This is a genomic window from Desulfotignum phosphitoxidans DSM 13687 (assembly GCF_000350545.1).
GTDB lineage: Bacteria > Desulfobacterota > Desulfobacteria > Desulfobacterales > Desulfobacteraceae > Desulfotignum > Desulfotignum phosphitoxidans.
This window is the reverse complement of record NZ_APJX01000001.1, coordinates 432001-443820: the sequence shown is the minus strand read 5'-3', so window position 1 is coordinate 443820 and position 11820 is coordinate 432001. Positions and strand designations below refer to the sequence as shown.

Genomic DNA, 11820 nt, shown 5'->3' with positions numbered 1-11820 from the left:
GGGCCGCCTGATTCCCATGGGTGGCCCTGTAAGTTTATTTTTTAAGTTCCAGTGAAATTTCTCTTCCTATTTCTTCCATTTTCTTAACATGGGCTTCCTTGCCCCATGAATATTGCGGCAGGTCCCATGTCATTGTCTCCAGATTTTGTATGATTTCAGGCAGTACATTAAATGGAATGGTGATCAGCAGCAGACCCTCCGGAAACGTGTTTCTGGCTCTCATTCCATGGTAAAGTCCGGTAACCATCATGTTCAATTCTCCCGTGGCATATGGATACATATACAGATAGGCACACCCTAACACTGAGGTGCCCTTGGCATTCCATGCCGCACCGGATCGATAACTATATGCTCTGAGCAGTATTTCCGCCTGATGCGGTTTGGCTGTAACAATTAATAGATCAGGGTCAAAGGATAATTGATCCAGGGAAGAAAAAGCAGTATAGTTGACGCTGTCTCTGGCCATTTTGTGCATTTGCATATAAAGTTTGCGATTTGCCCGGGGATCTTCATAAACGCCAAGTTTGGGTCCTATCTGGCCGCTTTCAAAAACAGGATTGGAATCGACCATCCCCAGCAGGAAGGGACCTGCCTTGCATTCATGGTTGTCTTTTGCCGCATAAAACGGCTTGGAATCCTGTGCTTCTTTGAGCATTTCGCAAAAGGACAGTTTGCGTTCAAGTTTGGAGATGTCTTTGGGTTTCAGCAATAAGAATTTTACCCCCACGGGAGAATATTCAAAATCAAATTTATTGAAAACAGACAGATTCATTTTGTTTTCCATGACAAGGTTCCTTTGTAAGTGTGATCAAAAATGGTATCAAGCAAGACATCTCTGGCCATGGCTTTCAAAACATGTTGTTGAAACTGATTTCGATGGGCTTTGTCGTAATTGTTGCAGTTTGCGACAGGACCGGGGCCATTGACGCGAATCGGATAAATGCGGCGAATTCGGGATTCATCGTAATACCCTCCATAAAAGGCATGAGACGTTTTACCAAACAAACGTTAGGTTATTTTAACGCTTGTTTATTATGTCGTATCACGGGAGGAATTCATCTGTCAATATAATATTAGGGCCTTGGGTGTGATTTCACCTGTTTACCCAAAATGTTAAAAGTGGCAAAATGGGTAAACACGGATTTATTGAAGGATTTTACGGTTCTTCAGATGGTGAAGAAGCTTGACTGGCCTGAATTTCTGGTTTGGTAGCAGTCGATGGTAAACGCAAACGATTTTGACCGGTTCAAGGCACTTATTTGGTGTATCAGGGAAAAGGGCTTGGGAACAAATAGTTGGTATAATACCAATGCTTGAAATAGCATGATAGCCGTGATATTGTATTTTTATGATATACAATTTTAAAAATCAAGCGACTGAAGATATTTTTAATGGCAAGGTGACCAAACAAGCTTTAAAAATATGCCCAAGGAGTATTTGGAAAATTGCTTCCCGCAAACTTGATCAGCTTGATTCCGCATCTTTACTCGATGAACTGCGTGTCCCACCAGGTAATCAGCTTGAAGCTCTTCAACGAGATCGTAAAGGTCAAGATAGTATCCGGTTAAATGATCAATATCGGATTTGTTTCAAATGGTCTGAAAATGGACCATCAGATGTTGGAATCACAGATTACCATTGAAACGATATCAACCAAGGAGTTATTTATGATTCGAATTCCAACACACAGAGCGCCCACACACCCGGGGGAAATGCTGCTTGAAGAATTTTTAAAACCCATGGGGCTCAAGCAAAAAGAGCTGGCAGATGCGATTTGTGTACCCTATCAGAGAATCAATGAAATCATTAACGGCCGCAGAGGTGTCACACCCAGCACAGCGCTGCGACTTTCAAAATTTTTCGGCGTGAGTCCTGATTTCTGGCTGAATGTGCAATTGCGGTGGGATCTTTATTTTGCACAGCAATCTGAAGCCAGTATTTTGAAAACGATTAAACCAATGTCACCCGAACAGGAATACGCACATTGATGGGCCGGGCAGCCAGCCCACCAGTTGGCGAACAACCGCTATGACAAACCCCTTTTCAGGAATACTGGACCACAAATCACTTTGGCGATCAGCATTGCGCCCAAGCGGTTCAGTCAGGCGGAACAGGGTGCTTTTGTGGTTGAACGGTTTTTTACCACTGACTGGATGGATATAGCGCATTTGAAAGAGCCGGAAGCGGCGTTTAACCGGCAGGTGCAACTGAATACCGAAATTAAGCGGAAAGAGAGTGAACTGAAACAGCTGGTTAAAACAGGAGTTTGAAGATGGAAAAAATGGACGGGAAAACAATCGATATCGCAGCTGATAATATTTCCAAACTCAAAGCACTTTTTCCAGAAGCGGTTACCGAAGGAAAAATAGATTTCGATGTCCTGAAAGAGTTGCTTGGCGAATATGTGGAGGATCGGGATGAACGCTACAGTTTCACCTGGAATGGTAAAAGTAAGGCCCGGATGCTCGCCCAGACCCCCAGCACTGGGACGCTGCGACCCTGCCCGGAAGAATCAGTGAATTGGGAAACCACTAAAAACATCTTCATTGAAGGCGATAATCTGGAAGTTCTCAAGCTCCTGCAGAAAAGCTATCATAAAAAAGTAAAGGTGATTTGTATTGATCCGCCCTATAACACCGGGCATGATTTTGTTTACAAAGATGATTTCAAGGATAATATCAAAAATTATAAATTGATCACCGGTCAGATAGATGGCGAAGGCCGAAATATTTCCAACAATCCGGAAACCAGTGGCCGGTACCATACTGATTGGCTGGATATGATGTATCCTCGTTTGAAGCTGGCGAGGAATCTGTTGAAGGATGACGGTGTGGTTTTTATCAACATCGATGATACTGAGGCAGCTAATCTTAGAAAAATATGTGATGAAATATTTGGGGAAGAGAATTTTGTTGCAAATGTGGTTTGGGAAAAAAAATATGCACCGTCAAATGATGCAAAATGGTTGAGCGACAATCATGATCACATACTTATTTATTCAAAAAATAAGGAATCCTGGAGACCACAGCCTTTGCCGCGCAGTGAAGATCAAAATCAGCGCTATACAAACAGAGATAATGATCCTCGCGGTGTCTGGAAATCAAGCGATTTGACAGTCAAATCATACTCGGCAGCATATGATTACCCAATAAAAATTCCGTCTGGTAGAATTGTAAACCCATCCAATGGCCGTTGTTGGGTAGTCTCTAAAACAAAATTTGAAGAATTATGTAAAGATGGTCGCATTTGGTTTGGTGAGACCGGCGATAATGTTCCATCGATTAAACGGTTTTTATCAGAAGTCAAAGCGGGTGTTGTTCCATTGACAATTTGGAAACATTCAGAAGTTGGTCATAATCAATTAGGACGTCAAGAAGTAAAAAAACTATTCAACAATAAGGGTTTTTTTGATGGACCTAAGCCTGTCCGTCTTATAAACAGAGCTTTGCACATAGCAAATACAGAATCTAACGATATTATCCTCGATTTTTTCGCAGGTTCAGCAACTACAGCTCACGCAGTCATGCAACGAAATACAGAAGAAAATGGGAAATGCAAATTTATCATGGTACAACTTCCCGAATCCTGCTCTCATCAATCAGAAGCATTCAAAGCTGGTTACAAAACCATCGCTGATATCGGCAAAGAACGCATCCGCAGAGCCGCCGCCAAAATCAAAAATGAATACCCCGAATTTAAAGGCGATCTTGGCTTCAAGGTGTTCAAACTTGACTCCACCAACATCAAGCCCTGGGAGGCGGATTTTGAAACCCTGGATGAAAAGCTGCTGGAAGATTATATCACCAACATCAAACCGGGGCGGACCGAATCAGATATTCTGTATGAAATCTTGCTCAAATACGGCCTGGATTTGACGCTGCCCATCAAAGAACATACCATTGCCGGTCAAAAGGTGTTTGATATCGGCATGGGGGCCTTGATCATCTGCCTGTCGGATACGGTGGATCTGGATGTGGTGGAAGGGATTGCCGGACTCAAGCAGGAACTCAAACCGGAGATCATGCGGGTGGTGTTTAAAGATTCCGGTTTCAAGGATGATGTGGTGAAGACCAATGCGGTGCAGATTTTGAAACAGGCGTGTATTGAAGATGTGAGGAGCCTGTGATCATGAACCCCGAAAAACACGAAAAGACACGAAAAAAGAAAGTAGCCACAGAATATACTGAAACCACGGAACTTGGTTTTGATGGCCTGGTTGGACTGTTTGAGCAGACTCAGACAGCCTTGCAGACACAGGCGGCCCGTTCGGTGGATATTGCGCTGGTGGTGCGCAACTGGTTGTTTGGGTGGTATATCGTGGAGTTTGAAAATGGCGGTGCGGAACGGATAGAATTGTACGGAAAAGCGCTGATTAAGCGACTTTCAGAGCAGTTGAAAAAATCGGGTCTCAAAGGCATGTCCCGAACCAACCTGCGGAAGTTCAGAGAATTTTACCTGGCGTATAATAAGATTCAACAGGCACTGCCTGTTGAATCTTCCATCAAAGCTGATGATGACGAAAAGATTCAACAGGCACTGTCTGACGAATCTGCCCGGATAGGTGATTCGCTGACTGTCCTGCCTTGTATCACGCATATCAATCCCGAAAATTTGCAGACGCTGGCTGCAAAATTGACAGAACGCTTTATCCTCGGCTGGACCCATTATGTAACACTTTTAACAGTGAAGACTCCGGATGCGAGGCGTTTTTATGAACTTGAAGCAGCGGAAAACGGCTGGGGATATCGTGAACTGGAGCGGCAAATCAACTCGGCGCTCTATGAACGTCTGGCGTTAAGCCGTGATAAAGCGGAAGTGAAACGCCTGACCGATAAAGGGCAAATAATCGAAAAACCGTCCGATCTCATCAAAAATCCCTACATTCTGGAATTTACCGGCCTGGAAGAACGGAAAATATATAGCGAATATGATCTGGAAACCGCGCTGATCGATAGAATTGAGGATTTCCTTTTGGAATTGGGCAAAGGGTTCCTCTTTGAATCCCGGCAAAAACGCTTTTCATTCGACAATCGTCATTTTTATGTGGATCTGGTTTTCTACAATCGGCTTTTGCGGTGTTATGTCATTATCGATCTGAAGATTGGCGATCTCAAGCACCAGGATCTTGGTCAAATGCAGATGTATGTCAACTACTTTGACCGATATGTGAAACTGGAAGATGAAAAACCGACAGTGGGGATATTGATGTGTCTGACAAAGAATGATGAATTGGTGGAACTTACCCTCCCGGAGAACGCAAATATTTATGCATCGGAATACCAGCTCTATCTGCCTGACAAAGAGGCGTTGAAAAAATTACTCGGAGAAGCTCAGGCTGAATGGGAGGCGCACCATGAAAATCAAATTTGATCCGAATCTGGCGTTTCAGAAACAGGCCATAGACGCCATCACCGGCGTGTTTGAAGGACAGGAGATCTGCCGGACCAATTTCACGGTGGCCCCGCTGCAGTTTGCTTCAGAGCCGGCCCTGCCGGGGATGGAGGAAAAGGGTCTGGGCATCGGCAACCGGCTAAAACTGCTGGATGAGGTCCTTCTTGAAAATATCCGGAGCATTCAGCTGAAAAACGGGCTGGCCCCTTCGGAAAATCTGGATTCCATGGATTTTACCGTGGAGATGGAGACCGGTACGGGAAAGACCTATGTGTACCTGCGGACGATTTTTGAACTCAACCGGCTGTATGGGTTTACCAAATTCATTATCGTGGTGCCTTCCATTGCCATCAAGGAAGGGGTGCATAAATCATTGCAGATCACGGCGGACCATTTCCGGGAACTGTATGAAAATGTCAGCTTTGATTATTTTGTCTATGATTCGGGCAAACTGTCGGATGTCAGAAATTTTGCCACCAGCCCGGATATCCAGATCATGGTGATCAATATCGATGCCTTCAGAAAGAGTTTTTCCGATCCGGAAAAGGAAAACAAGGCCAATATCATTCATCGTTCCCATGACCGCATGACCGGGGCAAAGCCCATTGAATACATCCAGGAAACCCACCCCATTGTCATCATCGATGAGCCCCAGAGCGTGGATACCACAGCAAAGAGCAAACAGGCCATTGCATCGCTGAACCCGCTGTGCAAACTGCGCTATTCAGCCACCCATGTGGAAAAGCACCATATGCTGTACAAACTGGATTCCGTGGATGCCTATGAACAGAAACTGGTGAAACAGATCGAGGTGGCAGGCGTGGACGTGGTGGACGGTCACAACAAAGCCTATATCAAACTGATCAGCGTGGACAATAAAAAAAGCCCCATCACTGCAAAAATCGAGATGGACTGCCGGACAAAAACCGGGGGAATCCAGCGAAAAACCGTGACGGTCAAAAGCGGGGATGATCTTTTGGAAAAAAGCAACGGGCGGGACATCTATGATGGGTATATCATCGATGAAATCTTTTGTAAAAAAGGCAGTGAATACCTTGATTTCACCAGCAGGCCTGAGATCCTGAATCTGGGACAGGTGGTCAACGAGGTGGATCCGGATGAATACAAGCGGTTGCAGATCGCCAAAACCATTGATGAACACCTGGAAAAAGAGATGCAGCTGCGGCCTAAAGGCATAAAAGTGCTCAGCCTGTTTTTCATTGACAAGGTGGCCAATTACCGGTGGTATGATGCAGACGGCAATCGGCAAAAAGGCAAATTTGCCGCCATGTTTGAACAGGCATATGCCCGGGCCATTAAAAAGCCCAAATATCAGACACTTTTTGACGGGGCGGACCTGGATACACTGCCGGCTGAAGTCCATGACGGGTATTTTGCCGTGGATAAGAAAAAAGATACATCTGGAAAGGAAATGATCAAAGATGCTTCCGGCAAAACCCTTGCCGATGAAAGCGCCTACAATCTGATCATGAAAGACAAGGAAAAACTGCTCAGCTTTGATTCCAGGCTGAAATTCATCTTTTCCCATTCCGCCCTCAAGGAGGGTTGGGATAACCCCAATGTGTTTCAGATCTGCAACCTGCGTGAAATGGGATCTGAGAAGGAGAGGCGGCAGACAATCGGCCGGGGACTTCGCATCGCTGTCAACCAGGACGGGGAGCGGGTGCACGGGTTTGATGTGAACACCCTGACCGTCATGGCCAATGAATCCTATGAAGTGTTTGCAGCCCAGCTTCAAAAAGAGATCGAGCAGGAAGAGGGCATCAAATTCGGTGTGGTGGAAAAACACCTGTTCGCCAACATGGTGGTTTCCTTGGATGGCCACGCCAATAAGTATCTGGGGGTTGAGGCATCAACAACACTCTGGGATCATCTGAAAACGGCCGGGTATATCGATGCCGGGGGAAAAGTTCAGGAACCTTTGAAAAAGGCGCTGAAAACCGGGGACCTGGACCTGCCAGAAGCGTTTGAACCGCAGATCCGGCAGATTGCCGCCGTCCTCAAAAAAGTGGCCGGCAAACTGAACATCAAGAATCGTGACAACCGGAAAAACGTATCCCTGAACAAGGCGGTGTTTTTAAGTGAGGATTTCAAGCATCTCTGGGATAAGATCAAGTACCGCACCACTTTCCGGGTGGATTTTGATGTGGCTGCTCTGGCAACCAGATGTGCCGAAGAAATCAGGGGCAGTCTGCATGTGGGAAAAGCCCGGTTCATATACCGCAAGGCCAGAACGGAAATCGACCGGGGCGGCGTGCACGCCGAACAGATTCAGGAAACCGCCCATGTCTATGATGCCCGGTCTTTTGAACTGCCGGACCTGATCACCTATCTCCAGAATGAGACCAACCTGACCCGAAGAACGATCGTTAAAATCATCAATGACAGCGGCCGGCTGGCATCGTTCAAGAACAATCCCCAGAAGTTCATTGAACAGGTGTCCGCCATCATCAAAAACCAGATGAGGCTGTTTGTGGTGGATGGCATCAAATACCACCGGATCGGGGATGATCACTATTATGCCCAGGAGCTGTTCGAGGAAAACGAGCTGTTCGGATATTTGCATAAAAACATGGTGGAAAGCAGAAAATCCATTTTTGACCATGTGGTCTATGATTCGGATATCGAGCTTGAATTTGCCGCTGCCTTTGAAAAAAGCGATGATGTCAAACTGTATGCCAAACTGCCAAAATGGTTCAGGATCGATACACCTTTGGGCTCCTACAACCCGGACTGGGCCGTGTTGATCGAGGCGGATGGCAGAGAAAAACTCTATTTTGTGGTGGAAACCAAAAGCACCCTGTTCACCGATGCGCTCAGGCCTGTGGAAAAGGCTAAAATTGATTGTGGAAAAGCGCACTTCAAATCGTTGGGCAGCCATGTGGATTTTGCCGTCACCAATGCGTTTGAAGACTTTACTGGGAAATATGCGACCAAGGAAAATATGAAAAAACATACACACAGTGTAGAGAATTGAGAGGTCTTCCTGGGGGGGGGTCTTTTTTGAAAAATGCTACACATCGTGTAACAAATTGAGTCGGAACCATGGACGCTTGGAAAATTTTAAATATAATTCCGTGAAAGGTGGATTGCAGAAAGAATTTATGGAGACCTTCTTATGACCCGGGAAAACCAGACCATCGAATGGAAAGAAACCTGGCGGGACGAGTACCTGCGCTGGGTCAGCGGGTTTGCCAATGGCCAGGGCGGTGTGCTGGTGATCGGCAGAAATGACCGGGGGCAAGCGGTCGGCGCTGCAAACGGCTCAAAGCTGCTGGAGGATCTGCCAAATAAAATTCGTGACCTGCTGGGAATCATGGCGGATGTCAACCTGGTTGAGGAAAACGGGGTGGAGCTGCTGGAGATTCATGTTCCCGAATACGCCAATCCCATCAGTTTTCGGGGGCGGTACTATACCCGCAGCGGCAGTACGCTCCAGGAACTGAAAGGTGCGGCCCTGGACCGATTTCTGCTGCAGCGGCAGGGCCGCACCTGGGATTCCGTGCCGCTGCCCGGGGTTAAACCCTCGGATCTGTCCCTGACCAGCCTGAAGAGATTCCGTGAACTGGCAGCTGCCAGCGGCCGTCTGAGTGCCGCGGATCTGTCGGCATCAGATTCAGGGTTGCTGGAAAAGTTGAAACTGGTGGAAGGGAAATACCTGAAACGTGCGGCAGTACTTTTGTTTCATGAAGATCCGGATCGGTTCATCACCGGGGCTTTTGTGAAAATTGGCTATTTTGTTTCTGAATCAGACCTGGCCTATCATGATGAGATCCATGGGTCGCTTTTTTCCCAGGCCCATGTCGTTGTTGATCTACTGCGGACCAAATACATGAAAGCCGCCATCAGCTACCAGGGAATTCAGCGGATCGAGCAATTTCCCGTGCCTTACGAGGCCTTGCGCGAGGCGGTGGTGAATGCGCTGGTACACCGGGATTATGCCGTGCCCGCGCCCATACAGATTCGGGTGTACGAGCATAAACTGCGGATCTGGAACCCTGCGGTGCTGCCTGACGGCTGGGACCTTGAAAAACTGCTGGGTGCCCATGCCTCCCATCCCTATAATCCGGATGTGGCCAATGCGTTTTTCCGTTCCGGGGAGATCGAATCCTGGGGCCGGGGGATTGAAAAAATATTTTCTGCCTGTCGGAAAGCAGATTCTCCGCCTCCCAATATCCATGTGGACGGGTATGATCTCTGGGTGGAATTTGTGTTTTCTCCGCAGTATATGGCCGCCATCCAGGGTGAAACTGACAGCAAAAAAAGCGCTACCCAGAAAACTATCCAGAAAACTGCCCAGAAAATATTGGATATCCTCAAGAATGATCCGGAGATAAGCCGTGCCAAAATTGCAGAACAATTGGGAGACATCACAGAAAGCGGAGTGAAATATCATTTAGCCAAGATGAAACGGGAAGGGCTTATTTGCCGTGTCGGACCTGACAAAGGCGGTCATTGGGAGGTTTTGAAATGAAACCATCCGAAAAACACAGGCTCGATGAACGCAACCACGTGGAAAAGCCGCTCCAGGATCAGCTTTCCGGCCTTGGCTGGAAAATCATCGACCTGACCGAAGAGAAACAGACCCCGGAGCAGGTCATTACGGGGTGCGCAGTGCCTCCACGGAAATGGTGACATCGACCACATCACCCACCACCCCCATTTTGAAAAATTTGCCGTCTCCCACGCCAAAGGCCAGGCGGTCAAGGGAAAATGCCGTGTCAAATCCGGCCACCATCTGTTTTTTGTCAACGGGTGACGGGGCCGTGCCGTGAAAAACAAACGGGATATTCATATTTTTGGCCGTGTCCTTGATTGTCATGGTGCCGGCAACCTCATAGGTATTGCCCTGTTTATGGGTGATTTTTGAAGAGGTAAAGGTCATGACCGGGTATTTGTCTGCGGCAAAAAAATCATCGGACCGCAGATGGGTGTCCCGCTTGGCAATGGCTGTGTTGATGGTTTTGACCTGAACGGTGAAGTCAAATTTGCTTTGGTCCAGGTGTTCCGGGTCAAAACGGATGGTGCCGTCAAAGTCGGGAAAATATCCGAACACCGTGGAAAAAATATGTTTGATCCTGAACTGAATAGTGGAATGGTTGGCATCAATGGTCCAGTTGTTTCCCCAGGCCGGGGTCCAGGTGGTGATGGAAAGAATGAGTACCAGAAAACCGGTGATGGTAAAGCGTTTCATGATGACCTCCTTGATTGAATTTCATTTTCAGTGAATCCGGATTGCGGATGTAACAGCAGGAAAAGGTTTGTTTGTTTTGAAAAAATAAGGCGGATTTTTGGAAAGTCCATATAGAGATCACGCCGCTGCAATTATCACCGGAGGACAGGCCGGGTTCGGTCGATGGTTCCGCTGCCGGCCTCATTTCAATGTTGTAATGCCTGGAATTATGGATCACCGGCAAATTGACAACCAGTCAAGTGGCTGATATTATCAAAACAATGAATAAATATTCTTGATGCGGTTAAAGAATCCCGGGCACGGACTACTGAACAAAACAGATTCTGGCAAACGGATAAGTTTGAGCTGCAGCTTTCATGCAGACCGTCAGTTTAGAGTTCATGGACCAAGGAAGGGTGCTTTTTTTAATAAGTAGGAGTGCTGAAAGAGTAAATCAATTCTGACCGGTTATATTGACAGCGCATTACCCAAAGCCGAATATGACAAATTGGATGATGGTACTTTTTTGGGTCGGATACCCGGATGTAAAGGGGGGACAACGGAAAATGGGGAAATACGACAAATTAATTTTTCAGATCTTGCGTGGCACAAGCGATGCAAATATTTCTTTCTCTGATTTGATTACTCTTTTCCAACATTTTGGGTTTGAAATGCGTGTCAAAGGCAGTCACCATATTTTCAGAAAAAAAGGCATTGAGGAGAAGCCAAATTTACAAAAAGAAGGAAATAAGGCAAAACCATATCAAGTCAAACAGGTACGAAACATTATTCTCAAGTATAAATTGGGGGGTGAAGATCGATGAATAAATATGAAATTATAATCCACTGGAGTGATGAAGATCAGGCATTTTTGGCCGATATTCCCGAGCTTCCAGGCTGCATGGCGCATGGTGATACATATGAATCCGCATTAGCTAATATTAAATCAGCCATGGATTTATGGATTAAAACGGCTAAGGAATTTAATGATCCTATCCCAGCACCTAAAGGCCGTCGTCTTGCCTTTGCATAGGCATTCACCGAACCCTGTCGCTTCACCTGATCCCGAGGGGCCTGGCGGCCCTCGGCTCAGGTGTTTTTTTGTTGACTCCAGTGTAATTCATGATTTTTTAGACAAAATGAAACTCCACGTTTAGATTTGTCTATATTATGCTGAATTGAAAAATTGAAAACGAGTTACACGTAACTGCTATGACGGGGTTCTTGAAATGGAC

At 46.4% G+C, this 11820-nt stretch carries 12 protein-coding genes; 10 read left to right on the top strand and 2 right to left on the bottom strand.

Annotated elements, in window-relative coordinates:
- Window positions 1–34: 34 nt before the first annotated feature.
- The gene (locus DPO_RS02105; RefSeq protein ID WP_006963962.1) at window positions 35–784 is read right to left on the bottom strand and encodes a DUF169 domain-containing protein; all 750 of its coding nucleotides are present in this window, start codon (window positions 782–784) and stop codon (window positions 35–37) included.
- A gap of 564 nt (window positions 785–1348) precedes the next feature.
- Between DPO_RS02105 and DPO_RS24340 the strand changes: the two genes are divergently transcribed.
- The 8 genes from DPO_RS24340 to DPO_RS25460 all read left to right on the top strand — a co-directional run bounded on the left by DPO_RS24340 (window position 1349) and on the right by DPO_RS25460 (window position 10047).
- Window positions 1349–1642 (top strand): type II toxin-antitoxin system RelE/ParE family toxin, encoded by a 294-nt coding sequence (locus tag DPO_RS24340; RefSeq protein ID WP_083911954.1) that lies wholly within the window; start codon window positions 1349–1351, stop codon window positions 1640–1642.
- A 70-nt stretch (window positions 1643–1712) separates the two neighbouring features.
- The gene (locus tag DPO_RS02100; protein WP_407637397.1) at window positions 1713–1988 is read left to right on the top strand and encodes a HigA family addiction module antitoxin; all 276 of its coding nucleotides are present in this window, start codon (window positions 1713–1715) and stop codon (window positions 1986–1988) included.
- A 24-nt stretch (window positions 1989–2012) separates the two neighbouring features.
- Window positions 2013–2270 (top strand): DUF4391 domain-containing protein, encoded by a 258-nt coding sequence (locus DPO_RS02095; protein WP_236609876.1) that lies wholly within the window; start codon window positions 2013–2015, stop codon window positions 2268–2270.
- A 2-nt stretch (window positions 2271–2272) separates the two neighbouring features.
- Window positions 2273–4126 carry a site-specific DNA-methyltransferase gene (locus DPO_RS02090; RefSeq protein ID WP_006963958.1) on the top strand — a complete coding sequence of 618 codons (1854 nt, stop codon included), beginning with the start codon at window positions 2273–2275 and terminating at the stop codon, window positions 4124–4126.
- Window positions 4127–4128: 2 nt separating this feature from the next.
- A complete protein-coding gene (locus DPO_RS02085; RefSeq protein ID WP_006963957.1) occupies window positions 4129–5370 on the top strand; it encodes a PDDEXK nuclease domain-containing protein in 1242 nt (413 codons plus the stop codon).
- Window positions 5354–8389, top strand: coding sequence for a type III restriction-modification system endonuclease (locus tag DPO_RS02080; protein WP_006963956.1), 3036 nt, complete (start codon window positions 5354–5356; stop codon window positions 8387–8389). Before DPO_RS02085 ends, DPO_RS02080 begins: the two co-directional genes overlap by 17 nt.
- 141 nt (window positions 8390–8530) lie before the next feature.
- Window positions 8531–9886 (top strand): ATP-binding protein, encoded by a 1356-nt coding sequence (locus tag DPO_RS02075; RefSeq protein WP_006963955.1) that lies wholly within the window; start codon window positions 8531–8533, stop codon window positions 9884–9886.
- Window positions 9883–10047 carry a hypothetical protein gene (locus tag DPO_RS25460; RefSeq protein ID WP_006963954.1) on the top strand — a complete coding sequence of 55 codons (165 nt, stop codon included), beginning with the start codon at window positions 9883–9885 and terminating at the stop codon, window positions 10045–10047. The genes DPO_RS02075 and DPO_RS25460 overlap by 4 nt, the downstream gene beginning before the upstream one ends.
- Here DPO_RS25460 and DPO_RS02070 read toward each other — a convergent pair.
- On the bottom strand, window positions 10013–10606 hold the full coding sequence (locus tag DPO_RS02070; protein ID WP_006963953.1) for a YceI family protein: 594 nt from the start codon (window positions 10604–10606) through the stop codon (window positions 10013–10015). The genes DPO_RS25460 and DPO_RS02070 overlap by 35 nt on opposite strands.
- A gap of 487 nt (window positions 10607–11093) precedes the next feature.
- Between DPO_RS02070 and DPO_RS26655 the strand changes: the two genes are divergently transcribed.
- Window positions 11094–11222 carry a hypothetical protein gene (locus tag DPO_RS26655; protein WP_353740163.1) on the top strand — a complete coding sequence of 43 codons (129 nt, stop codon included), beginning with the start codon at window positions 11094–11096 and terminating at the stop codon, window positions 11220–11222.
- A gap of 183 nt (window positions 11223–11405) precedes the next feature.
- Window positions 11406–11618: a type II toxin-antitoxin system HicB family antitoxin gene (locus DPO_RS02060; RefSeq protein ID WP_006963952.1), complete on the top strand. Its 213-nt coding sequence runs from the start codon at window positions 11406–11408 to the stop codon at window positions 11616–11618.
- Window positions 11619–11820 lie beyond the last annotated feature (202 nt).

What these genes read in the sequence shown, in the direction of transcription:
- DPO_RS02105 (WP_006963962.1), bottom strand. Translation starts at nt 784, where the DNA reads ATGGAAAACAAAATGAATCTGTCTGTTTTCAATAAATTTGATTTTGAA.
- DPO_RS02080 (WP_006963956.1), top strand. Translation starts at nt 5,354, where the DNA reads ATGAAAATCAAATTTGATCCGAATCTGGCGTTTCAGAAACAGGCCATA.
- DPO_RS02070 (WP_006963953.1), bottom strand. Translation starts at nt 10,606, where the DNA reads ATGAAACGCTTTACCATCACCGGTTTTCTGGTACTCATTCTTTCCATC.
- DPO_RS02100 (WP_407637397.1), top strand. Translation starts at nt 1,713, where the DNA reads ATGCTGCTTGAAGAATTTTTAAAACCCATGGGGCTCAAGCAAAAAGAG.
- DPO_RS02060 (WP_006963952.1), top strand. Translation starts at nt 11,406, where the DNA reads ATGAATAAATATGAAATTATAATCCACTGGAGTGATGAAGATCAGGCA.
- DPO_RS02075 (WP_006963955.1), top strand. Translation starts at nt 8,531, where the DNA reads ATGACCCGGGAAAACCAGACCATCGAATGGAAAGAAACCTGGCGGGAC.
- DPO_RS02090 (WP_006963958.1), top strand. Translation starts at nt 2,273, where the DNA reads ATGGAAAAAATGGACGGGAAAACAATCGATATCGCAGCTGATAATATT.
- DPO_RS24340 (WP_083911954.1), top strand. Translation starts at nt 1,349, where the DNA reads ATGATATACAATTTTAAAAATCAAGCGACTGAAGATATTTTTAATGGC.
- DPO_RS25460 (WP_006963954.1), top strand. Translation starts at nt 9,883, where the DNA reads ATGAAACCATCCGAAAAACACAGGCTCGATGAACGCAACCACGTGGAA.
- DPO_RS02085 (WP_006963957.1), top strand. Translation starts at nt 4,129, where the DNA reads ATGAACCCCGAAAAACACGAAAAGACACGAAAAAAGAAAGTAGCCACA.